The 21,984-nt window shown below is 43.9% G+C and carries 21 protein-coding genes, 1 rRNA gene and 1 other annotated feature (1 of these 23 cut by a window edge); of the genes, 8 read left to right on the top strand and 14 right to left on the bottom strand.

The features are described from left to right. Positions 1-1,194, bottom strand: a 16S ribosomal RNA gene (locus tag IGI89_RS05125); it reaches 366 nt to the left of the window's first position. 714 nt (positions 1,195-1,908) lie between these two features. On the opposite strand from IGI89_RS05125, the gene IGI89_RS05120 reads away from it, so the two are divergent. The 4 genes from IGI89_RS05120 to IGI89_RS05105 all read left to right on the top strand — a co-directional run bounded on the left by IGI89_RS05120 (position 1,909) and on the right by IGI89_RS05105 (position 7,172). Beyond that, positions 1,909-2,598 carry a response regulator transcription factor gene (locus IGI89_RS05120; RefSeq protein ID WP_008376963.1) on the top strand — a complete coding sequence of 230 codons (690 nt, stop codon included), beginning with the start codon at positions 1,909-1,911 and terminating at the stop codon, positions 2,596-2,598. Continuing rightward, positions 2,588-3,796, top strand: a complete 1,209-nt coding sequence (locus IGI89_RS05115) for a sensor histidine kinase (protein WP_005232945.1) — start codon at positions 2,588-2,590, stop codon at positions 3,794-3,796. Before IGI89_RS05120 ends, IGI89_RS05115 begins: the two co-directional genes overlap by 11 nt. Before the next feature lie 35 nt (positions 3,797-3,831). Further along, positions 3,832-4,029 (top strand) — a binding site (T-box leader). A gap of 57 nt (positions 4,030-4,086) precedes the next feature. Beyond that, complete coding sequence (gene serS / locus IGI89_RS05110; protein ID WP_005232944.1) at positions 4,087-5,364, top strand: serine--tRNA ligase; 1,278 nt, start codon at positions 4,087-4,089, stop codon at positions 5,362-5,364. A 287-nt stretch (positions 5,365-5,651) separates the two neighbouring features. Continuing rightward, positions 5,652-7,172 (top strand): polysaccharide deacetylase family protein, encoded by a 1,521-nt coding sequence (locus tag IGI89_RS05105; RefSeq protein WP_194187791.1) that lies wholly within the window; start codon positions 5,652-5,654, stop codon positions 7,170-7,172. Between the two features lie 69 nt (positions 7,173-7,241). Here IGI89_RS05105 and IGI89_RS05100 read toward each other — a convergent pair whose 3' ends face one another. Continuing rightward, complete coding sequence (locus IGI89_RS05100; RefSeq protein WP_438735392.1) at positions 7,242-7,868, bottom strand: TetR/AcrR family transcriptional regulator; 627 nt, start codon at positions 7,866-7,868, stop codon at positions 7,242-7,244. A gap of 85 nt (positions 7,869-7,953) precedes the next feature. Here IGI89_RS05100 and IGI89_RS05095 point away from each other — a divergent pair, with 85 nt between their 5' ends. Both IGI89_RS05095 and IGI89_RS05090 read left to right on the top strand, forming a co-directional pair. Next, positions 7,954-8,655, top strand: coding sequence for an ABC transporter ATP-binding protein (locus tag IGI89_RS05095; protein ID WP_008376960.1), 702 nt, complete (start codon positions 7,954-7,956; stop codon positions 8,653-8,655). A 9-nt stretch (positions 8,656-8,664) separates the two neighbouring features. Next, on the top strand, positions 8,665-11,370 hold the full coding sequence (locus IGI89_RS05090) for an FtsX-like permease family protein (RefSeq protein ID WP_438735391.1): 2,706 nt from the start codon (positions 8,665-8,667) through the stop codon (positions 11,368-11,370). A gap of 157 nt (positions 11,371-11,527) precedes the next feature. Here IGI89_RS05090 and guaB read toward each other — a convergent pair whose 3' ends face one another. The 12 genes from guaB to IGI89_RS05030 form a co-directional block, all read right to left on the bottom strand. Continuing rightward, positions 11,528-13,012, bottom strand: a complete 1,485-nt coding sequence (gene guaB, locus IGI89_RS05085; protein ID WP_005226250.1) for an IMP dehydrogenase — start codon at positions 13,010-13,012, stop codon at positions 11,528-11,530. A 202-nt stretch (positions 13,013-13,214) separates the two neighbouring features. Further along, a complete protein-coding gene (locus IGI89_RS05080) occupies positions 13,215-13,907 on the bottom strand; it encodes a DUF1129 domain-containing protein (protein WP_005226251.1) in 693 nt (230 codons plus the stop codon). A gap of 71 nt (positions 13,908-13,978) precedes the next feature. Next, complete coding sequence (gene ychF / locus IGI89_RS05075) at positions 13,979-15,079, bottom strand: redox-regulated ATPase YchF (RefSeq protein WP_005226252.1); 1,101 nt, start codon at positions 15,077-15,079, stop codon at positions 13,979-13,981. Positions 15,080-15,087: 8 nt separating this feature from the next. Next, complete coding sequence (locus tag IGI89_RS05070; RefSeq protein ID WP_005226253.1) at positions 15,088-15,276, bottom strand: DUF951 domain-containing protein; 189 nt, start codon at positions 15,274-15,276, stop codon at positions 15,088-15,090. A gap of 10 nt (positions 15,277-15,286) precedes the next feature. After that, the gene (locus IGI89_RS05065; RefSeq protein ID WP_005226254.1) at positions 15,287-16,177 is read right to left on the bottom strand and encodes a ParB/RepB/Spo0J family partition protein; all 891 of its coding nucleotides are present in this window, start codon (positions 16,175-16,177) and stop codon (positions 15,287-15,289) included. Continuing rightward, the gene (locus IGI89_RS05060) at positions 16,167-16,931 is read right to left on the bottom strand and encodes a ParA family protein (RefSeq protein WP_005226255.1); all 765 of its coding nucleotides are present in this window, start codon (positions 16,929-16,931) and stop codon (positions 16,167-16,169) included. The genes IGI89_RS05065 and IGI89_RS05060 overlap by 11 nt, the downstream gene beginning before the upstream one ends. A gap of 11 nt (positions 16,932-16,942) precedes the next feature. Beyond that, the gene (gene rsmG, locus IGI89_RS05055) at positions 16,943-17,659 is read right to left on the bottom strand and encodes a 16S rRNA (guanine(527)-N(7))-methyltransferase RsmG (RefSeq protein ID WP_005226256.1); all 717 of its coding nucleotides are present in this window, start codon (positions 17,657-17,659) and stop codon (positions 16,943-16,945) included. Positions 17,660-17,801: 142 nt separating this feature from the next. Further along, positions 17,802-17,945 carry a hypothetical protein gene (locus IGI89_RS05050; protein ID WP_005232938.1) on the bottom strand — a complete coding sequence of 48 codons (144 nt, stop codon included), beginning with the start codon at positions 17,943-17,945 and terminating at the stop codon, positions 17,802-17,804. Between the two features lie 11 nt (positions 17,946-17,956). Further along, complete coding sequence (locus IGI89_RS05045; protein ID WP_005232937.1) at positions 17,957-18,727, bottom strand: Asp23/Gls24 family envelope stress response protein; 771 nt, start codon at positions 18,725-18,727, stop codon at positions 17,957-17,959. 24 nt (positions 18,728-18,751) lie between these two features. Next, the gene (locus IGI89_RS05040) at positions 18,752-18,943 is read right to left on the bottom strand and encodes a DUF2273 domain-containing protein (protein WP_005226258.1); all 192 of its coding nucleotides are present in this window, start codon (positions 18,941-18,943) and stop codon (positions 18,752-18,754) included. Between the two features lie 7 nt (positions 18,944-18,950). Continuing rightward, positions 18,951-19,520, bottom strand: coding sequence for an alkaline shock response membrane anchor protein AmaP (gene amaP / locus IGI89_RS05035; protein WP_438735390.1), 570 nt, complete (start codon positions 19,518-19,520; stop codon positions 18,951-18,953). 38 nt (positions 19,521-19,558) lie between these two features. Further along, on the bottom strand, positions 19,559-20,452 hold the full coding sequence (locus IGI89_RS05030; protein WP_008376956.1) for an SDR family oxidoreductase: 894 nt from the start codon (positions 20,450-20,452) through the stop codon (positions 19,559-19,561). Between the two features lie 255 nt (positions 20,453-20,707). Here IGI89_RS05030 and IGI89_RS05025 point away from each other — a divergent pair, with 255 nt between their 5' ends. Both IGI89_RS05025 and IGI89_RS05020 read left to right on the top strand, forming a co-directional pair. After that, the gene (locus IGI89_RS05025; RefSeq protein ID WP_438735389.1) at positions 20,708-21,160 is read left to right on the top strand and encodes a DUF2188 domain-containing protein; all 453 of its coding nucleotides are present in this window, start codon (positions 20,708-20,710) and stop codon (positions 21,158-21,160) included. Between the two features lie 350 nt (positions 21,161-21,510). Beyond that, positions 21,511-21,978, top strand: a complete 468-nt coding sequence (locus IGI89_RS05020; protein ID WP_005232933.1) for a DUF5626 family protein — start codon at positions 21,511-21,513, stop codon at positions 21,976-21,978. The last annotated feature ends 6 nt before the right edge of the window (positions 21,979-21,984 follow it).

Here is a 21,984-nt window from a genome sequence, read left to right as displayed (position 1 = left end):
CTCCGGTTTGTCACCGGCAGTCTCGCTAGAGTGCCCAACTAAATGATGGCAACTAACAATAAGGGTTGCGCTCGTTGCGGGACTTAACCCAACATCTCACGACACGAGCTGACGACAACCATGCACCACCTGTCACTTTGCCCCCGAAGGGGAAGCTCTATCTCTAGAGTGGTCAAAGGATGTCAAGACCTGGTAAGGTTCTTCGCGTTGCTTCGAATTAAACCACATGCTCCACCGCTTGTGCGGGCCCCCGTCAATTCCTTTGAGTTTCAACCTTGCGGTCGTACTCCCCAGGCGGAGTGCTTAATGCGTTTGCTGCAGCACTGAAGGGCGGAAACCCTCCAACACTTAGCACTCATCGTTTACGGCGTGGACTACCAGGGTATCTAATCCTGTTCGCTCCCCACGCTTTCGAGCCTCAGCGTCAGTTACAGACCAGAGAGCCGCCTTCGCCACTGGTGTTCCTCCATATATCTACGCATTTCACCGCTACACATGGAATTCCACTCTCCTCTTCTGCACTCAAGTCTCCCAGTTTCCAATGACCCTCCCCGGTTGAGCCGGGGGCTTTCACATCAGACTTAAGAAACCGCCTGCGCTCGCTTTACGCCCAATAAATCCGGACAACGCTTGCCACCTACGTATTACCGCGGCTGCTGGCACGTAGTTAGCCGTGGCTTTCTGGTTAGATACCGTCAAGGGATGAACATTTTACTCTCATCCTTGTTCTTCTCTAACAACAGAGTTTTACGATCCGAAAACCTTCTTCACTCACGCGGCGTTGCTCGGTCAGACTTTCGTCCATTGCCGAAGATTCCCTACTGCTGCCTCCCGTAGGAGTCTGGGCCGTGTCTCAGTCCCAGTGTGGCCGATCACCCTCTCAGGTCGGCTATGCATCGTTGCCTTGGTGAGCCGTTACCTCACCAACTAGCTAATGCACCGCGGGTCCATCCATCAGTGACGCAAAAGCGCCTTTCAACTTTCTTCCATGCGGAAAATAGTGTTATACGGTATTAGCACCTGTTTCCAAGTGTTATCCCCTTCTGATGGGCAGGTTACCCACGTGTTACTCACCCGTTCGCCACTCTTTTTCTTTCGGTGGAGCAAGCTCCGGTGAAAGAAAAAGCGTTCGACTTGCATGTATTAGGCACGCCGCCAGCGTTCGTCCTGAGCCAGGATCAAACTCTCATAATGATTTGTTTGAATGACCATACGGTCATTAAGCTCATAAAAATTAACTTTGCTAGCTATTGCTTGCATGTATTTGTTTCAATAAATTGAAACGTCCTACACATTGGTTCGTTTGCTTGCTTTGTTCAGTTTTCAAAGGTCTACCGTGCTGTGTTAGCAACTTTTATATCATATCAGAGCGACAATTGATTGTCAACTCTTTTTTAAAAGTTTTTTTCGCTCGTTGTTTTTCAACTTCGCAGCGGCTGTCTCAGCGACTTCATTAGAATAACAAATGATTTGTTATTTGTCAACAACTTTTTTTAATTAATTTTGTTGATGTATCAACATCGATTAACTATTTTAAAATTGCGACTTCGTTATAATATCATCTGTCGAGCTGTGCGTCAACCACTTTTTTAAATTCTTTTTACGAATTCGTTTAGTCATTTGGCACATGTAATAATATACCAAGACTTGCGCTATTCGTCAACCATAAAATGATTGATAGACCAACGTTTCTAGTTACTCCGTTTCCAAAGATGATTCGTGATTTTTAGTCCGTGATTTCCGCCTTTTTTAAGGACTTTTTCCGTTATTATTTGCCTATCGTTCGTCTTTTTCCTTTTTGTGTTTTCTTAATTCCTATCATTCTTATAAATTTAAGTATGATTTTATCTATTTTGTAGAATATTTGCTAAAATGGAGAAAAGAATATTGTTCCTAGGAGGACCCAGTATGAAAATACTTGTAGCAGATGATGACAAAGAGATCGTAGAACTATTAAGCATTTATTTACACAATGAAGGTTATGAATCGGTCAAAGCATATGATGGAAAAGAAGCACTGACCAAGATCCGCACCACTTCTGATATCGAACTATTGATTTTAGATATCATGATGCCAGAAATGGATGGCATGCAAGTCGTGAAAGAATTGAGAAAAGAATCCCAAATCCCTATTATTATGCTGACCGCTAAAACAACCGATATGGATAAGATTCGTGGATTGGTCGCCGGTGCGGATGATTATGTCACAAAACCTTTCAACCCATTAGAAGTTATGGCCCGGGTAAAATCGCTATTGAGAAGAACCAAGATGCAGGCTGCTTCAAATCAACCAGAGATTCTAGAAGTAAGCTCCCTTATTATCAATCGCGATTCCCATGAAGTAAAAACCGTCGATGGCAACGAAATTCAATTGACTGCATTAGAATTCGGTATCCTCTACTTGCTGGCATCGCATCCGAACCGTGTCTTTAGCGCCGATGAGATTTTTGAACGAGTTTGGAAACAAGAAAGTGTCGTTTCTGCCAAAACAGTTATGGTCCATGTCAGTCACTTACGAGATAAGATCGAAGAAGCCACGGATGGTGAAAAAGTCATCCAAACAGTATGGGGGGTCGGCTACAAAATAGATGCGAAGTAAACCAACTGAAAAAAAGCGCAACACACCAATCGAAAAAAAGAAACGGATCACGCTGACCTCAAAGGAAATCAGTGAGTTATTTGCCGAAGGAATTGTAACGATTGTTCTTTTACTTCTATTAAATATCGCTATTTTGGTCATCTTGACCTCAATCGTTGAAAATTCACCAGATTTAGTTGATGCCATCTACGCATCGAAGAATGCTTTCACATCTGCCTTTAATACAGATATCTTCCGCAGCGGGCGCAACTTCATTCTACCGATGTTCTTCCTATTAGATGTGATCGTCTTATATTGGCGTTTGATTCGTCGCTACCATCAAATGCAGCTACGTCACATCATCAGCGAGCTTCATTTTATTGCGGAAGGCAATTACGATCATCGCATTCCCTTCGAGTTACGGGGCGATTTAAGTCGGATCGTTTCTAATATCAATGGCTTAGTCGACAGTACGGTGGCGGCGATTGAAGATGAACGACGGATCGAGCAATCCAAAGATGAGCTGATTACCAATGTCAGTCATGACATTCGAACACCGTTGACTTCGATCATCGGCTATTTAGGTCTAATTGAAGATCGACAATACCATTCAGAAGAAGAATTGCTGAAATATACCCATACGGCGTATGTCAAAGCCAAGCAAATGAAATCCCTTGTCGATGATTTGTTTGAATACACAAAAGTGCGCCAGCCTAGCGTCCCAATCAATGTGATGGAATTTGACATGGCCCAGCTAGTGGAACAATTGGCGGCGGACTTTGAATTAGAAGCTAGTCGGAAAGGCATCAAGATTGAAACATACACCCGTCCGGAACACATCGAGATGGATGGCGATACCGAAAAACTGGTACGGGTCTTCAATAACTTGCTTTCGAATGCCTTGAAATACGGCAAAGGCGCCGATAAGATCCGCATGGAAGTCGAGAAAGTCGGGACCGAAGCGATCTTAACCGTCAAAAACAATGGGCAAATGATCCCTAAGCAAGCCCTTGATTCTCTATTCGACCGTTTCTACCGAGTGGAAGAATCCCGCTCTCAAGAAACAGGAGGAACTGGCTTAGGTCTAGCGATCGCTCAAAGCATCGTCGCCTTACATGGCGGCTATATCTATGCCAAGTCAACGCCGGAATGGACGTCCTTTATTATCCATCTCCCGTTGAAACGCAACAACTTATCCAACACACAAACCTATGGTTGACGACCCAACATTTTTTGGGTATGCTAGAGAAAATAATCAAGGCACAGAACCTAGTATATTTTTTTCATCTGTATAGAGAGCTGATGGTTGGTGAAAATCAGTGTTGGAAAAAATAGAATCCAGTTCTTTAACGTGTATTTTTCGAAAGAAAAATCGTTGGCTCACGATACGAGCAGCAAGGGCAGCGCAAGCTGAACTTGGGTGGCACCGCGAATGGTCATTTCGTCCCAAGCAATACGGGATCGGAATGGCCTTTTTTCTATGGAAAAATCAAAGGAGGATGTATCACTATGTTAGATGTAAAAATGATTCGCCAAAATTTTGCTGAAGTACAAAGCAAACTCGCAACACGAGGTGTCCAAAAAGAAGTGTTGGACCGCTTTTTAACACTTGATGAGCGTCGCCGAGAACTCTTAGTCCAAACGGAAGAGCGCAAGAAATTGCGTAATGAGGTTTCTGGTGAGATCGCCGCCTTGAAACGGGCGAAAGAAGATGCGGCAGATAAAATTGCCCAAATGAAAGAAGTCGGCAGCCAAATCAAGCAATTGGATGAAGAGATCGCTCAAATTGATGAAGACATCAAAGAGATCGCCACGACGTTGCCGAACTTGCCCAATGATTCTGTTCCGGTGGGCAAAGATGAAGACGACAATGTAGAAGTCCGCCGCTGGGCAGACCCAAAAACCTTTGCCTTTGAACCAAAACCCCATTGGGAGATCGCAGAAGACTTGGGGATCCTCGACTTTGAGCGGGGTGCCAAAGTTTCTGGTAGCCGTTTTGTTTACTACAAAGGCTTAGGTGCTCGTTTGGAACGTGCCTTATACAACTTCATGTTGGATCAGCATGTTTATGAGCATGGGTATACGGAGATGATCACCCCGTATATCGTCAACAGCCAAGCAATGTTCGGTACTGGGCAATTTCCGAAGTTCAAAGAAGATGTTTTCCAATTGGCAGACACTGATTTGACTTTGATCCCGACTGCGGAAGTACCTTTGACCAACTACTATCAAGGGGAGATCTTAGAACAAGAACAGCTCCCTGCCTACTTCACTGCCTTGAGCCCATCATTTCGTTCAGAAGCCGGCAGCGCTGGCCGTGACACTCGCGGTTTGATTCGCTTGCACCAATTCAATAAAGTCGAAATGGTGAAATTCAGTGATGCAGAACATTCTTATGAAGAATTAGAGAAAATGACGGCTAATGCCGAAGATATTTTGCAAAAACTCAATTTGCCTTACCGTGTGCTTAGCTTGTGTACAGGAGATATGGGCTTTTCTGCAGCGAAGACCTATGATTTAGAAGTATGGATCCCTGCCCAAGAGATGTATCGTGAGATCAGCTCTTGCTCAAACTGTGAAGACTTCCAAGCACGTCGTGCCATGATCCGTTACCGTGATCAAGAGGGCAAGATTCACTACATGCATACACTAAACGGCTCTGGTTTGGCTGTCGGTCGGACGGTAGCCGCAGTGCTTGAAAATTATCAAAACGAAGACGGCAGTGTAACGGTACCAGAAGTTCTGGTTCCTTATATGGGCGGACTGACAAAAATTGAAAAAGCCTAAGCCTTAGTAACCTCAGTAGCAACCCCTAGAGAACAGTCACACCGCGTGAGCTGTTGCCTAGGGGTTTTCTTGTTTACGTAGCCTAGAGTGGTTTCCATCCCCCTAACCACTTTGATCACTTCTTGCAAGAGAAACAACGCAACAAGGCTGTAATTTTTAAGCGAATAATTAGAAAAATCCCTTTGTCTTTTTAATCCTCTATCAGAAACCGGGCATGATCGTTGAAAGTGCCTGTGACTTATGGTAACGTGGGCATAATTTAGGATGGAATGAAGGGAGCTTCACCAATGCCCGAACGAAAGACCTATGCCCGTCGGAGTGACTTGCACAAGAAACCAAACAATAATCAAAAACGAACAGCATCAGCTGAAGAAAGACCGAAAGGACCACCCTCGAGAAAGAAGCCGTATCGGAAAGCAATTTTTTCCTTATTTGCCTTATTATTGATCGTTTTGATCGCAACGGCTGGCTCGGTTCTTTACACCTTGCACCAACAAGAAGTTGCGGCCAAAGCAAAATATGAGGCAGCTACAGAGAAATTACTGGCATCAATCCAAGCAGAACAAAGCCAAAATGGGTTAAAAACAACGCCTGAAGTGCTCTCAGAAGGAACAAACAAAGAACTGATCTACCGCCCGCAAGACCTCGATACGTTTCCCATCAAAGATATCAAAGACCGGTTGACAAAAGCCGCTGAGTCATTGCGCAAAAAACAAACGGAAAAAGAAGTCGTCACCGTTGCCCGTATCCAAGCACAAACGGTAGCTGCAAAAGTCTCTACCTATTCATTAAAAGCCGACAGCTATGTATGGAATCGAGAAACCGGTCGTTTTGAAGATGCTGATCGTTTAACAGATGCACCGATCTTCGTATCAGAGAAGACGCAAACCGAATTGTCTTTGAAAGAACTTGTTCCTGATGAAGGCAGCTTATTAGGTATTCAACAAGTCATTCAACAGAAACTGCTGGATCAAGCCAAGGAACCCGCAAAAATCATCGACGCCGTCTTGGCCATGGAGCGGATCACCTTCGATTCGAAATTTACTTATGATCCGGAAAAGCTGACCATCGAATTGCCAAAAAATCAGACGGAAGCGACAGAAATCACCCTGTCTTACAGCGAGATCGCCCCATTCATTGATCCTGATCTCGTGGCTGCTGACCAACTCAACAATGCCTTGCCAAGTCTTGACCCCAATAAAAAATACGTGGCATTAACCTTTGATGATGGACCCAACAGTACCTCCACTATGGATCTTTTGAACATCTTACAAGAAAATGACGTCAAAGCGACCTTCTTTATGCTGGGACAAATGGTTGAGCAATATCCACAAGCTGCCAAAAAAGTCCAAGAAGCCGGGCACGAGATCGCCAGTCATTCATACTCTCATCCGCAGCTGAATACTCTTTCAGCGGAAGATTTGCAGGCAGAAGTTACGAAAACCAATAAAGCCATTTACAATGCGACGGGTTTACTACCTAGGAATTTACGGCCCCCTTATGGCGCTATCGACAAACAAAGCGCAGAAACCATCGGCATGCCGATCATTCAATGGGACATCGATTCTCAAGACTGGAAATTGAAGGATCCGAAGAAAATCAATGCCTTGGTTCAACAAAATGTCTTTAATGGTGCCATGATCTTGATCCATGATATTCACCCGAAATCTGTGAAAGCCGTACCGGGAGTCATTAAAACACTCAAAAACGAAGGCTACGAATTCGTGACCGTCGATCAATTATTAGAAGCACGGCAAAAACCGTTGCATCAATACTTTGGGATGAACGATGAACGCCTCGTTGATTAAGAGAAAAAGGAACGCAGCAAATTGTCTCTTGCTGCGTTCCTTTTTAGTTATTGGATCATTCCCTCTTTTTTAGCCCTTCTTTTCTTCATACACATTAGTCACAAAAATTTGAATCAATAGATCAGCGACAGCTTTTGGCGGCATCGTTGAAAAATCTTTGAGCCAGCGTTCGATCAAACCGATAGACCCGCAGACAAAAAAGCTAAGGCACAGTTCCAATTCTTCCTCGGAAGCATCTTGAAAGTATTGGGCAAATCGTTTCAAGGTCTCCGGTTTGATTTCTGACAACAAAAGATTCAGCAAATGGCTGTTGTTCAACAAAATCAAATGGGTGGTACTAGGATTCTCATACAAAATCGTCAATAGTTTTTCCAGCCAAAGATCCAATGACAAATTTTCCTGCTGCAAGTTCGATGCGATCTGCTCAACGAGCTCCCCTTCGATCTCCTCCAACAAAGCGGCTGTGTCCTTATAATATTTATAAAATGTTCCCCGATTGATATCTGCTCGTTCCGCAATCTCTTTGATCGTGATTTTGCGATACTCTTTTTCCAACAATAACTCCTGAAAGGCGCGCCGGATCACTTTTTTCGAGTAGATCGTTCGACGGTTCCCGACAGTCCCTACCATACCGTTTCCCCTTTTCTCTGTACATTTAATCAATATTTGTCTATTTAATGACAAATAAGCAAGCATTGAGGATTGCTCTTACTTTTCTTTCTTAGTATACTAACACCATGTGATTAAATCAACACGTGTTTAAAAAATGGAGGCTTTATTAATGAGTTATGTTGAAGTAAAGAATGAATATAAACGCTATCAGATGGGCGAAACCACTATCACTGCCAACAATGATCTTTCCTTTGCCATTGAAGAAGGCGAATTAGTGGTGATTCTTGGACCTAGTGGTGCCGGAAAATCGACCGTTTTGAATATCTTAGGCGGGATGGACTCGCCAGATGAAGGAGAAATCATTATCGACAATGTCGATATCGCGAAGTTTAACGACAAACAATTAACAGAATACCGCCGCACAGACGTTGGGTTTGTCTTCCAGTTTTATAATTTGGTCCCAAATCTGACAGCAAAAGAAAACATTGAATTGGCTACTGAAGTCTCACCGAATGCACTCGATCCTGATGAAGTCTTGGCCCAAGTCGGGTTAGAAAACCGCAAAAACAACTTTCCTTCTCAGCTTTCTGGTGGGGAACAGCAGCGGGTATCGATCGCTCGGGCGTTAGCCAAGAACCCGAAACTGCTGCTATGCGATGAACCGACTGGTGCTTTGGACTTTGAAACAGGAAAACAAGTGTTGAAGCTTTTGCAAAACGCTAGCCGGAAAAATGGCAATACGGTGTTGATCATCACCCATAATAGCGCCATTGCCCCGATCGCCGATCGGGTGATCCATATCAACGATGCCACTGTCCGTTCCATTGAAGAGAATCCTCATCCCATCTCGATCGATGAAATCGTTTGGTAGGAGGATCTGATGAAAAATAAGACCTATCTTAAAGCAAGTTTGCGAGAGATTCGCCAATCAAAAGGCCGCTTTATCGCAATCACCTTGATCATTTTTTTAGGAACGTTTCTCTTTGTCGGTGTCAAAGCAACCGGCCCGATCCTGAACCATTCCGCGAGTGAATATGTCAACGGCCAGCAATTAGCAGATCTGCAAGTCACTTCAACACTGGGATTGACAGAGGAAGACATTGATGCCGCGGAAAAAAGCGGTGCTCACACAGAAGCCGCCTATCAATTTTATTACGCTGCCAATTCAGATGAAGTCGTGCAAGTGACCTCCTATGACCCCTCACAGGAACTCAACCAGTTACTGGTGAAGGACGGCCGACTGCCAGAAAAAGCCGATGAAATCGTGCTGGACACCGAAGCAAAAAATTATGGCTGGCAAATAGGTGATACTTTTACGATCGATGATGCCGATAATCTGTCGGACAAAGAGTATACGATCGTTGGGTTTGCCACTTCTCCCATTTATATCAGTGCTGCCGAACGGGGCTATGCAAATGTCGGCAGCGGTGTCGTGACGTACTTTGCTTATGTACCGGAAGAACAGTTCAAGATGGAGGTCAAATCGATCCTCTATCTCGCCTTTGATGATGTCGCCGGGCTTGAAACATACTCCGATACGTACACCGACAAGATGGCAGCCCATCAAGAAACGATTGAGGAACTGTTTGCGGACCGTCCTAAGGAACGCTTAGCAGAAATTCAACAAGACGCTTTTGATGAATTAGCCCCTGCAGAAAAAGAAGTCCGCGATGGACAAAAACAGTTAGCTGATGGACAAGCCCAACTGGATCAGGCCAAAGCGGAACTAGAACAACAGCAAGCCGCCTTGGCACAGCTGCCGCCCGTACAACAAGCAGCCCTCGAAGGCCAATTGGCGGCTGGGGAAGCAGAATTGACACAGCAGCAAGACCAATTAGATGAACAGCAACAAGAACTAACTGATGCCCAACAAACACTGGCAGAAAAACGGGCAGAGATCGAAGACTTGGCAGAGCCGACGTATCTTTACAACCAGCGCAAAGACAATCCCGGTTTCCAAGAATATGGTGGGCTGTCTGATCGTATCGCAGCGATCGCCAATGTGTTTCCTGTCTTCTTCTTCTTTATCGCTGCGTTGATCACCTTTACAACACTGACGCGGATGGTAGAAGAAAACCGCAAAGAGATCGGTACCTTAAAAGCGATGGGCTATGGCAAAGTCGAGATCTCCCTTAAATATTTGATTTATGCCCTCCTTTCTTCGGCCATTGGCATTATTAGTGGTGCCGTATTAGGAACCGAACTGTTGCCGCGTTTGATCTATTTCCTATCCAGCGAACGGTATCTTTTAGACGGGATTCGCGTCTATTATGTCTGGTCGCCAATTATTTTGGCCGCAATCGCCTTTTTACTGGCGACGCTTGGTGCCTGTCTGTTTGTTCTGATCAAAGAATTGCGGGAAAAACCTGCCCAGCTGCTGCAAGTTCGCGCACCAAAGCCCGGGAAACGGATTTTATTAGAAGCAATTACCCCCTTATGGTCCCGTTTAAGCTTCAATCAAAAAGTCAGCTTCCGTAACATCTTCCGCTACAAATCGCGAATGATCATGGCAATCATTGGCATCGCCGGTTGTACGGGACTGATGGTGGCAGGCGTTGGGTTGAAAGATTCTCTAAGTGCCGTGACTGCAAAACAATTTGGGCCCATTACGGATTATCAAGCCGTCGTGACCTTAAATGATGCGAAGGAAGAAACCGTTGCTGCCGCTGAAACGGTTTTAACAGACGAGCCTCTTGTGACCCATTCGATGCTAGTCTACAATGAAACGATCGAGATTCGACCGGCTAACCAAGGAAAACAAAGTCTGACCTTGATGGTTCCGGCAGATCAAGATGCTTTTGCAGACTATGTCCATTTGAAAACGACGGCAGGACAGAAGCTGTCATTAACAGAGGGTGCCGTGCTGACTATGAAGTACGCAGAATTATATGATTTGCACGTTGGCGATACATTGACCTTCTATACCAGCGATCAAGAAGCCTATGAAGTACCTATTAGTGGCATCGCAGAAAATTATTTAGGCAATTCTCTTTATCTGTCGCCGACCGTTTATGAAGAAATCACCAATAGTACCTTTGAACCAAATGCGTTCTTAGTCAAAAGCAAGACGATGACGAAAAAACAAGAGGAAGCTTTATCAACAGCCTTGTTAGATACCGACAAAGTCAAAAACACGACGTTCCTTTCCACTCAGATTAAAATGCAGGATGATTCGATGGGTAACTTGAACGCCATTGTCTTGATCTTAGTCGTATTATCAGGGGCATTAGCCTTTGTCGTCTTGTATAACTTGACCAACATCAATGTTTCCGAGCGGATTCGCGAGCTTTCTACTATCAAAGTATTAGGGTTTTACAATAAGGAAGTGACTATGTACATCGTAAGAGAAAATATCGTCTTTACGTTATTTGGGATTCTCGCCGGTTACGTGGTAGGTTACTTCTTGACTGACTTTATTTTGATCCAAGCTTCGATGGAGAACATGGTCTTTCCATTAGTGATCAATTGGCCGGCTTATGCTTTAGCCGGCGGCATGACGATTCTCTTTACGATCATCGTGATGTACGTCACCCATGTGAAACTGACTCATGTCAACATGATCGATGCATTGAAATCAAACGAATAAACTGCTGCTAAAGCGATTTGCTGATCATCCAGCAGCGATTTTAGAGAAAAGGGTGCCGATCTCAGCCATTTTGGCAAGATCGTCACCCTTTTTTAGAACCAACGCCCCCTCTGTCCACTTTTGAACAGAGGGGGCGTTGGTTTTCACGTGAAACATTTTATGATTTTACGGAGTAGTTTGGTGCTTCTTTCGTGATTTGAACATCGTGGGGATGTGATTCTTTTAGTCCGTTGCCGCTCATTTGGATGAATTGTGCTTCATCACGTAATTGCTGTAGATTGCCGGCACCGACATAACCCATCCCTGATTTCAACCCGCCGATCATTTGGAAGATGATATCAGAAACGCTGCCTTTATAAGCGACACGTCCTTCAATGCCTTCTGGAACCAATTTGTTGGCTTCATTTACGCCCCCTTGGAAGTAACGGTCGCTGGAGCCTTTTTCCATTGCCCCCAATGAACCCATTCCGCGGTACGTTTTGAAGCGACGGCCTTGATAGATTTCAAATTCACCTGGTGATTCGTCAGTTCCTGCCAACATGCTACCGAGCATTACAGCATGTCCGCCAGCTGCTAAAGCTTTGACGATATCGCCAGAGTACTTGATCCCACCATCGGCAATGATTGCTTTGCCATATTGACGTGCCACAGAGGCTGCATCATAGATCGCTGTCAATTGAGGAACTCCGACACCGGCTACCACCCGAGTAGTACAGATCGATCCTGGACCGATCCCGACTTTTACGACATCGACACCAGCATCATACAATGCTTTCGTGCCTTCTGCAGTGGCAACATTTCCAGCAATCAATGTCGCTTCTGGGAAATGCGCGCGAATTTCAGAGATTTTTCGTAAAACACCGGCACTGTGTCCATGGGCAGTATCAATGACGATCGCGTCCACGCCTGCATCCAATAATGCTTGTGCTCGTTCAAAGGTATCGCTAGTAACGCCGACTGCCGCTGCCACTAATAGGCGTCCATGCGTGTCTTTGGCTGCATTCGGGAATTCGATTACTTTTTCAATATCTTTGATAGTGATCAACCCGCTTAAGATCCCTGCTTCATCAACGATCGGTAATTTTTCGATCTTGTGTTGTTGTAAGATTTTTTCCGCATCTTTCAACGAAGTACCGACAGGTGCTGTGATCAATTGGTCTTTGGTCATCACATCATTGATCGGCATCGTATAATCCGTGACAAAACGCATGTCGCGGTTCGTGATGATACCGACTAATTTGCGGTTCTCCATCGTTTCTACGATCGGTACCCCACTGATGCGGTACTTGCTCATCAAATGTTCTGCATCAGCAACTAAGTGGCTTGGTGTTAAGAAAAACGGATCGATGATCACGCCGCTTTCAGAACGTTTTACTTTGCGCACTTCATCTGCTTGCGCGGCGATACTCATGTTTTTGTGAATCACGCCAAGTCCGCCTTGACGCGCCATTGAGATCGCCATTTTACTATCAGTTACGGTATCCATACTGGCACTTATGATTGGAATATTTAGTGTAATATTCGGGGCAAGCTGCACTTTCATATCCACGTCATTTGGCAAGACGTGACTTTCTGCCGGAATCAATAAGACATCATCAAACGTTAACCCTTTTTTTACAAATTTGGTTTCCCAGTTGGACATTTTTGTAACCACTCCTTAAAGTTTTTAGGTATTTTAAAAAAAATAGCAAAGATTTTTTCATAAGTCAACCATTCGGAAAGCTTTCTTAATAATCCTCTTCAAACCTTTGGTCAAATCTCATAATTCGCCATTTTTTCTAAAAAAACACGCTGATCGTGCGGTCTTTTTTAACAAAAGAAGGCGCACGATCAACGTGTAGCCATCAGCCTCTAGGAACAGACAGACTGCTGATGATATTGTATTTGCGTTTCAAGTAGTACTTCGCTGCTAATGCCACTGCCCCGATCAAGGCTTCGATCACAGGATCCACTTGTGGATTCAATGGTGGTTGGATCATCGCAGAAAGCGAGATCACAACGATCCATAGCATGAAGGCTGCGACTAAAATCAAAATGATCTTCCACATCTTCGGCCGTTTGCTCTTATCAGCACCCGGGCGTTCATATTGATACATGTATTTGTACATCAAGTAGAAGACCCAACCAGCAAGCATCGCCATCAAGAAGAGGGTCAATAAGCCATAAGGTTGTGCTTGTCCTCTAGTAAAGATTCCCATAACCCCTAGCATCAACCCAAAAATCCCTAAAATCAGCAAGGTGTTATCCAACCACATCAAGAAAGGGCCGGATTCTTTTTGCTCAACGGGTTTGTTGATGATGGCTTCGGTACGTTCAGACACTGTACCAAATAATTGGCGGGCCGTTTTGCCGCCTTTTTGTTCTTTGACTAAGACCGGCAGCATCTCATGCAAGGCAATCGTTTTTTCTTCTTCAGAAAGGTTGGCTGCCTCTAGCGATTTTTTTAAATCAAATATATATTGTTGGTTTCGTTTTGTTAATTGTTGTTCTAATTCACGATTTTCGGAAACATAATTTCGCAGAGTTTCTGGTTCCATGAATTGATTCTCCCTTCTGCGTTTTCTTCACAATGGACATTTTACCACAAATTCACTGGGAAGAAAGCCCTTTATACGTTAAAACGGAACAACATCACGTCGCCATCTTGCACGACATAATCTTTTCCTTCCAAACGTACCCGACCGGCTTCTTTGGCCGCTTGCATCGTGCCATATTGGTTCAGATCTTCAAAGGAAACAGTTTCCGCACGAATAAAGCCGCGCTCAAAGTCCGTATGGATGATCCCCGCTGCTTGCGGTGCTTTGATGCCTTTACGGAACGTCCACGCACGCACTTCTTGTTCACCAGCGGTAAAGTACGTTGCTAGACCCAGCAAATCATAGGCGGCACGAATCAATTGATCCAACCCTGATTCTTCAATTCCTAATGCTTCTAAAAACTCTGCTTTGTCTTCTTCTTCCAGCTCAGCGATCTCTTCTTCAGCACGAGCACTGATGACGATCACTTCCGCATTTTCGCTTGCTGCAAATTCTTTCACTTTGTTGACATAGTCATTGGTTTCATAGTCTGCCACGTCTTCTTCTGCTACGTTGGCAACGTATAAGACTGGTTTGGTCGTTAGTAAAAACAAACTTTTGACGATGCGCTGTTCTTCATCTGTAAATTCGATCGAACGAGCAGAGATCCCTTCTTCTAAGACCGGTTTGATCTTATCAAGAACGGCCAGTTCCGCAACCGCATCTTTGTCTTTGGTTTTGGCAATTTTTGCGACCCGAGTATAGCGCTTGTTGACGGATTCTAAATCCGCTAAAACCAACTCCAAATTGATGGTGTCGATATCAGCTAATGGGTCCACGCGGCCTTCCACGTGGGTGATGTTGTCATCGTCGAAACAACGAACGACATGACAGATCGCATCCACTTGGCGGATATGGCTCAAAAATTGGTTCCCTAATCCTTCCCCTTTGCTGGCACCGCGGACGATTCCGGCAATATCCGTAAATTCAAAGGTGGTTGGGACCGTCTTTTTCGGACGGACTAATTCTGTTAAACGCTGTAAGCGCCAATCTGGCACTTCCACCATTCCTACATTCGGATCGATCGTCGCAAACGGGTAGTTTGCGGCTTCTGCTCCTGCTTTGGTTATTGCATTAAATAAAGTAGATTTGCCCACATTTGGCAATCCAACGATTCCGGCAGTTAACGCCATGCTTCACTTCACTCTTTCTCTTTTTTTTCTAGGATTTTCTTCATCTTTTTATCAAATTCTCGGCGCGTCATCATGACGATGTGGCCGCAATTCGTACACTTTATTTTGATGTCTGCCCCCATGCGGATGATTTCCCAACGATTGGCTTTGCAGGCATGCGGTTTTTTCATTTCGACAATATCCCCAAGATCATACATCTTTATCACCTCAAGCTTCATCAAATTGAATGTTCAATAAATCTAAAATACGGGTTAAATCTTTTTGTGACAGGTATTCGATCTCGATTTTTCCTTTGCCTTCTTTTTCGCGGATCTCGACATTCGTGCCGAATTTATCCATCAACCGTTCTTCGCTTTCTCGTAAATAGTACGGTTTTTCCCGAATCAGACGCGGCACTTTTTTCTTTTCGTTTTTCGTGTCGTTCATCTCAGCGACCATTTGTTCTAATTGGCGGACTGTCAGATTTTCTTTGACACAACGATTGGCTAATTTTAAGATCTGTTCTTTGTTTTTCAAGCCTAATAATGTCCGGGCTTGCCCCATAGACAAACGGTCATCTTGAACCATTTCTTTGACGAGTTTCGGCAAGGACAGTAACCGCAAATAATTGGCGATATACGGGCGGCTTTTCCCTAAACGTTCAGCGACTTGTGCTTGGGTCAATTTCAAGTTCTTCATCAGCATGTCATAGGCTTCTGCTTCTTCTAAAGGATTTAAATCTTCCCGCTGCAAGTTTTCTAAAACGGCGACTTGCATCATCGCTTCTTCATCAAAATTGCGGATGATGGCTGGGATCGTTTCCTTGCCAGCTAATTTGGATGCTCGAAACCGGCGTTCACCAGCAATGATCTCATAGCCTTTGACGGATGATTGCCGCACGATGATCGGTTGAAAGACCCCCGAATGTTGGATCGAATTGGCTAGTTCTTGTAATGAAAGCTCATCAAAGGTTTTTCGCGGTTGATAAGGGTTGGGTCTTAATTCGTTTAAAGGCAGTTCAACGACTTTTTCTGTCTTGATATCGACTTCTTCTAACCCTTGCAGGTCTTGAAACAACGCATCGATCCCACGCCCTAATCCTTTCCCTTTATTCTTCACGGGCTAACACTTCCTTTGCTAACGTCTGATAGACTTCGGCTCCTTTTGAGCGTGGATCATAATCAATGATCGACAATCCATGACTAGGTGCTTCAGACAACCGGATATTCCGCGGAATAATGGTTTCGTATACTTTTTCTTGGAAATAGCGGCGGACTTCTTCCACGACTTCCGCGCCTAAGTTCGTGCGGGCATCATACATCGTCAGTAAGACCCCTTCGATCTCTAACTCAGGGTTAAAATGTTTTTGTACTAAACGCACGGTATTCAATAGTTGGCTCAGCCCTTCCAATGCATAGTACTCACATTGGACTGGGATCAAAATCGAATCACTGGCGGTAAAGGCATTGATCGTCAAATGACCTAAAGATGGCGGGCAATCGATAAAGATATAATCGTATTGTTCTTTGATTTCATTCAAAGCCGATTTCAATCGAGATTCCCGTGCCATCATGGAGGTCAATTCAATTTCCGCACCAGCTAATTGGATCGTCGCTGGAACGATATCCAAGTTTTCTCGGCTGCTAGGTAAAATCGCTTCAACGATCGGTGTTTCATTGACTAATACATCATAGATGTCTTGTTCCACATCTGGTTTGCGAATGCCGACACCACTTGTGGCGTTGCCTTGGGCATCAATATCTACGAGTAACACTTTTTTGCCGACAAATGCTAAGGACGCACCTAGGTTCACCGTTGTGGTGGTTTTGCCTACGCCGCCTTTTTGGTTTGCAACAGAAATAATACGGGCCATTGATTTTCCTCCTATTTAATTGGTTGTTTCGCTGGCATTCCCGGTTTGCGGGGGTATTTCTTTGGCGTTTCTTTTTTCTTTTGAATGATCAAAAGATGGCGTTCATCGCCGCTGACCGGTAAGGTAAAGCTTTTTTCTTCAATAAATTTGCCGCCTAAGAGTGAGATCGCTGGTTTGGCTTCAACCAGTTCTTCCTCGCTTTTGGCAGCTTTGAGCGCATAAAAATAGCCTGCTTTTTTCACCAATGGCACACAGAGTTCCGTTAACACATTCAAACGGGCAACCGCTCGAGCGGTCACATAATCGAATTGCCCACGAAATTGCGGGTTTTGACCAAATGTTTCTGCACGGTCATGGTACAAGTGGACATTTTCCAATTGTAGATCCGTCACAAGAGTTTGTAAAAAGGTGATGCGCTTATTTAAAGAGTCGACGATCGTCACTTCTAATTCAGGAAACACGATTTTTAGTGGAATACTTGGAAAGCCAGCACCTGAACCGACATCGCACAAATGACTTTGCGGGTCAAAGGCGGTTTCAAAAGCTAAGGAAACAGAATCGTAGAAATGCTTTAAATACACTTCTGATTTTTCCGTGATTGCGGTTAGATTCATCTTCTGATTCCATTCGACTAAACGCTCGAAATAGACAGCGAATTTTTCCATTTGTTCTTCGGTTAAAACGATCCCGTTTTTGCGTAATTCTTCATGAAATTCTTCAGGTAGCATAACGAATCCTTTCTATTTTGTGAAACAGAAAAATGTTTCACAGACTAGTTCCTACTTTAACGCAAAAAGCAGTGCGATGCAATAGCCAGAGATTGCTTTCTAGGAGAATTTACTATTTTTTAACTGGGGCTTTAAGGTTGGTTTAAGGCATAGAAATTATACTCATTTCAATCCAAAAAACTTTTTTCATTTTTCCTTGACCAGCAAGGCTGCCAACCCTGCTGGTCAGCTTTTTTCTCAAAGAAACAAGCATTGATCTCAGGATCAATGCTTGTTTTTGTTTCATATGAAACTTTTTTATTTCACGCGAGGTTCGTTGTATTCTTCGATACGATCAGACGCGCGGGAAGCCGCATGTTTGGCTTTGTTGGTTTGACGTGAAGCAAAGTCGCCGGTTTTAGAAGCAGCTGACGTTACTTTGTCTTGAACCGTTTCTTGTTCCTCTTCGTATTCAGCGATTGTTTTCACATCCACAACGTTGATGTTGACTTCGATCACTTCTAATTGGGTCATTGTCGTTACTTCTTTTTGAATGACTTCTTTGACTTGTTCAGCGATTTCTGGGATGTTGCGGTCGTATTCAACCACGATATCTAAATCAACGGCTACTTGTTTTTTCCCAACTTCAGTATTGATACCGGCAGTCACATTGTCTGTATTAACTAATTTTTCAGCAATATTAGAGAAGAAACCACCATCGACCGTCAACAGGCCATCTACATTTTCTAATGCAATTCCGATAATTTTTTGGATCACTTTGTCATCATAGGTCAATGAACCATGAACGGGTGCATCCCCGGTTGGTCCTTCAAAATCGTTGTGGCCAGGTTTTGGCGGTGCTGGATGATGTCCGGCTGGATCTGGATTTCCTGGTGCTGGATGATCCCCTGGTTTTGGTCCATTTTGTTGTCCTGCTACTGCTTTTTCAGCATTTGGTACCACTGGATCAGGTGATTCAGTCATTGGAATCGCATTTTCATTGGCTTGATGATTGGTGTTGGGAACCACTGGATCTGGATGTGCACTGACATTTTTTTCATTGTTTAATTCGTTTTTATCGTTATTCATTAAAAATTCCTCCTATAAAATACGTTATTGTTGGTTAAAAAATTCGTCGATGATACCGGTACGTTGGAGATACAATCCTAGCGCAAAACCCAAACCTGTTAGGAGTAGAATCAGCAATGTTTTGAAAAAACCGATCGTTACAAACAACACAGCCAGAACAAGGCCGATTGCTCCAAAAATCAATGGGATTTTGTATTGTTGTAGTTCGTTCATCATAGCCCTCCTATTCTACTCGCGGGTTTTCCGGAGTCTCATTTTGTTCAAAATTCGCGTAATTGACTTCGACTTTGACTTTTTCACTTGAGCCAAGCACTCGTTGGACATCTTGTTGGATTTCCGCCATTAAGTTTTCGGTTTTGCCAACTAAGGCAGACGTCCGTTTCAAGCGGCCTTTGATTTTGATTAAAATTCGATTTTTGGTCGCCTTGACATGAACTTTTGGTCCTTCAACAAATTCTTTTTCATTTACTTTCGTACGTACAAGTCCTTCGATCGCTTTCTTATCGATCGTCAATGCGCCCTTATCCTCTTTCAAAACAAAGGTTGTTTTGGTTTTTGGATAAAACAGCACGACTAAGATCACGATCAAGAATACGGCGATTAAAACAACGGCTACCCAAAACATATATTGACGCATAAACAAGTTGTCAAAGAAATACGTGACGACATTGCCTCTGCTGTCCAAACCAAATGGCAGCTGCATGTAAGGATTACTCATTAAAACGATTGGTAATAAGACAGTGATAAAGATCAACGAAACGATGATTGATACGATTTTCCACCATTTACTCATAGGACACCTCCTCCTTTTTCTCCGATTTTTTGATAAGCTTACAAGTTGATGGCTTCTCCGCCGGTAACACCATAAATCTGTGCTGTCACATAGCTAGCTTTATTGGAAGCTAAAAAGACATAGACGGGTGCCAGCTCAGCTGGTTGTCCTGCCCGCTCCAGTAATGCTTGCTGACCAAATTCAGGCAGCTTGTCTTGCGGTTGGCCATGATCTAACTGTAATGGTGTCCAGATTGGTCCTGGGGCTACCCCATTGACCCGAATCCCTTTTTCAGCAAATTGTTTCGCCAAGCTGACTGTAAAACTGGCGATCGCCGATTTGGTTGCCGCATAATCCATTAAATGGGCGCTTGGACTAAAGGCTTGGACAGAAGTCGTTGTCACGATCGCTCCCCCAGCCGGTAAGTGTGGCTCAGCTGCTTTCACTAATGCAAACATTGAGATAATGTTTACCATAAAGGTGTCTTTCACTTGTTCAATCGGTAATTCTGCAATCGATGGCCGCGTGATTTGCTGTGCTGCGTTCAATACTAATGTATCTAACCCACCTAATGCTGCTACCGCTTTGTCAACGATCTCTTGTGGTGCCGCTTCGTCTCGCAGATCATAGGGTAGCAAAATCACTTTGCGTCCGGCTTCTTTGATGTACCCTGCAACTTCTTCGGCATCTTCTTCTTCTCCTGGGAAAAAGTGCAGGGCAATGTCTGCTCCTTCACGAGCGAAGGCAATCGCTGCTGCTCGTCCGATCCCAGAATCCCCACCGGTAATCAGTACCCGCCGGTTTTCTAACTGCTGACTTCCCTCATAAGAGTCTTCACCACAATCAGGTTTTGGTCGCATTTCTTCTTGTAAAGCAGGCGTATCTTGTTCCTGTTTGCTGTATTTACCCGTGTGATAAAGTTCCCGTGGATCAGTCAAAATAGGTTCACTCATTCTTACGTCCTCCTTTTCTCTATAATAAAATTCTAAACCATTCATTTTTTTTTGGGAAATATAACGCTTTGTTAACAAAAATAAATCCTCGTTTATTAGAAAATGAAAAAAGAAAGTGCCCTCATTTTTGACCAAAAGCAAATGATTTCCCTTTTTTATAGAAGGGCGTAAACTAATGAGTAGTAACTGGTGGTACCTGTAAAAGGGAACCCCTAAGAAAATGACCTTGGATCAACAAAAAGGAGGAAACAAACAATGCCTTGGAATGTCCGTGATTATCCTGCGTCAATGAAGAATTTAGACCCCTTAGTTCGTAAAAAAGCGATCGATATCGCCAATGCCTTGCTAGCCGATGGCTATTCCGATGATCGGGCGATCCCGATCGCCACGAGTCAAGCAGAAAAATGGTATGACAATGCAGATGAAGAGGAGAAGAAAGCTTTTCAGAAAGAGAAAAATCCGCAAAAAGATGATGCCCATCAAACCAATAAGAATGCGAAAAAATTAATGGATGCGGATGTAGAAGTTGTGTATGAAGAGGACCAATGGCAAGTCCGTTCCAAAGGGGCAAAACGTGCCAGTGACCATTTCGACAAGAAAGCAGATGCCATCGCCCGTGCCAAAGAAATCGCCGAAAACAAAGAATCCGTGGTGAACGTTTATAAGAAAGACGGCGACCATCAAAAGGATATTGATTTAGGAGAATAAAATTGGCCGCAGAAAAGTGGAAGGAGGTCTTACGTTTGTCGTTTTAACGGCGCGAAACGTTACCTTCTCTTTCGCTTTTTTGTTTCCTTTTACAGCTAGGTTTGGTTAAAACTAAAGCAACCGCTTCTTTAACGTTTCTTTTAAAAAACAACGTTTCATTGTCAGAAACCTAAAAAACGAAGACCTTTTGAATGAACCATTACTTTTAAAATTTCTCGACATCCTAAAAAATAAGCCTATAAAATGCTGCTCTAGCAACAACTGTAAACCATCCGTTGCCGTTGCAAATTAGCTTGTGCTTTCTTTAACTAGCCAAACCTTGTATACTTAAACTATCAAAAGTACAAGGAGTGGTATTTGTGAAAAAATTATTTTTTGTGCCGTTTATTTTTATTTGTTTCTTCTTTGCTCTCCCAGCTGCCGCCCAAACAGTGGAAGAACCTGAACTCGTTTACGACTTAGCATCAGATAGTCCCTATGAGCAGCTGATCACCGTAGATGAAGAAGGCAACGAGTTGATTTTGACCATTGAAAAATTGCCGTCATTCCGGGCAAATCTGGCAGCAGGAACGTATCGCGTGTCAAAAACATCCACCGGTAATTGGACCGCTAGTTACAATGTCACGGTCAATAGCCGCAATCAATTTACAGGCACTTCGAATTTAAGTTTAGTTGCTCACAGAGGAAGTATCACTTCTAGTTCATTAACTCACACGTCCACTAAAGCCACCTGTACGTTTAAGCAAAAAGCAGGTATAATCACTACCAATGGGAGTGTCGTAACCACGATCTCAAATGGGAAGCTAGTTGTTAAATAGCAGATA

The organism is Enterococcus sp. AZ141 (assembly GCF_051714385.1).
GTDB classification, from domain to species: domain Bacteria; phylum Bacillota; class Bacilli; order Lactobacillales; family Enterococcaceae; genus Enterococcus_D; species Enterococcus_D entomosocium.
This window is presented reverse-complemented; position numbering and strand designations above follow the sequence as displayed.

What these genes read in the sequence shown, in the direction of transcription:
- IGI89_RS05120 (WP_008376963.1), top strand. Translation starts at nt 1,909, where the DNA reads ATGAAAATACTTGTAGCAGATGATGACAAAGAGATCGTAGAACTATTA.
- IGI89_RS05115 (WP_005232945.1), top strand. Translation starts at nt 2,588, where the DNA reads ATGCGAAGTAAACCAACTGAAAAAAAGCGCAACACACCAATCGAAAAA.
- serS (WP_005232944.1), top strand. Translation starts at nt 4,087, where the DNA reads ATGTTAGATGTAAAAATGATTCGCCAAAATTTTGCTGAAGTACAAAGC.
- IGI89_RS05105 (WP_194187791.1), top strand. Translation starts at nt 5,652, where the DNA reads ATGCCCGAACGAAAGACCTATGCCCGTCGGAGTGACTTGCACAAGAAA.
- IGI89_RS05100 (WP_438735392.1), bottom strand. Translation starts at nt 7,868, where the DNA reads ATGCTTGCTTATTTGTCATTAAATAGACAAATATTGATTAAATGTACA.
- IGI89_RS05095 (WP_008376960.1), top strand. Translation starts at nt 7,954, where the DNA reads ATGAGTTATGTTGAAGTAAAGAATGAATATAAACGCTATCAGATGGGC.
- IGI89_RS05090 (WP_438735391.1), top strand. Translation starts at nt 8,665, where the DNA reads ATGAAAAATAAGACCTATCTTAAAGCAAGTTTGCGAGAGATTCGCCAA.
- guaB (WP_005226250.1), bottom strand. Translation starts at nt 13,012, where the DNA reads ATGTCCAACTGGGAAACCAAATTTGTAAAAAAAGGGTTAACGTTTGAT.
- IGI89_RS05080 (WP_005226251.1), bottom strand. Translation starts at nt 13,907, where the DNA reads ATGGAACCAGAAACTCTGCGAAATTATGTTTCCGAAAATCGTGAATTA.
- ychF (WP_005226252.1), bottom strand. Translation starts at nt 15,079, where the DNA reads ATGGCGTTAACTGCCGGAATCGTTGGATTGCCAAATGTGGGCAAATCT.
- IGI89_RS05070 (WP_005226253.1), bottom strand. Translation starts at nt 15,276, where the DNA reads ATGTATGATCTTGGGGATATTGTCGAAATGAAAAAACCGCATGCCTGC.
- IGI89_RS05060 (WP_005226255.1), bottom strand. Translation starts at nt 16,931, where the DNA reads ATGGCCCGTATTATTTCTGTTGCAAACCAAAAAGGCGGCGTAGGCAAA.
- rsmG (WP_005226256.1), bottom strand. Translation starts at nt 17,659, where the DNA reads ATGCTACCTGAAGAATTTCATGAAGAATTACGCAAAAACGGGATCGTT.
- IGI89_RS05050 (WP_005232938.1), bottom strand. Translation starts at nt 17,945, where the DNA reads ATGAAACAAAAACAAGCATTGATCCTGAGATCAATGCTTGTTTCTTTG.
- IGI89_RS05045 (WP_005232937.1), bottom strand. Translation starts at nt 18,727, where the DNA reads ATGAATAACGATAAAAACGAATTAAACAATGAAAAAAATGTCAGTGCA.
- IGI89_RS05040 (WP_005226258.1), bottom strand. Translation starts at nt 18,943, where the DNA reads ATGATGAACGAACTACAACAATACAAAATCCCATTGATTTTTGGAGCA.
- amaP (WP_438735390.1), bottom strand. Translation starts at nt 19,520, where the DNA reads ATGAGTAAATGGTGGAAAATCGTATCAATCATCGTTTCGTTGATCTTT.
- IGI89_RS05030 (WP_008376956.1), bottom strand. Translation starts at nt 20,452, where the DNA reads ATGAGTGAACCTATTTTGACTGATCCACGGGAACTTTATCACACGGGT.
- IGI89_RS05025 (WP_438735389.1), top strand. Translation starts at nt 20,708, where the DNA reads ATGCCTTGGAATGTCCGTGATTATCCTGCGTCAATGAAGAATTTAGAC.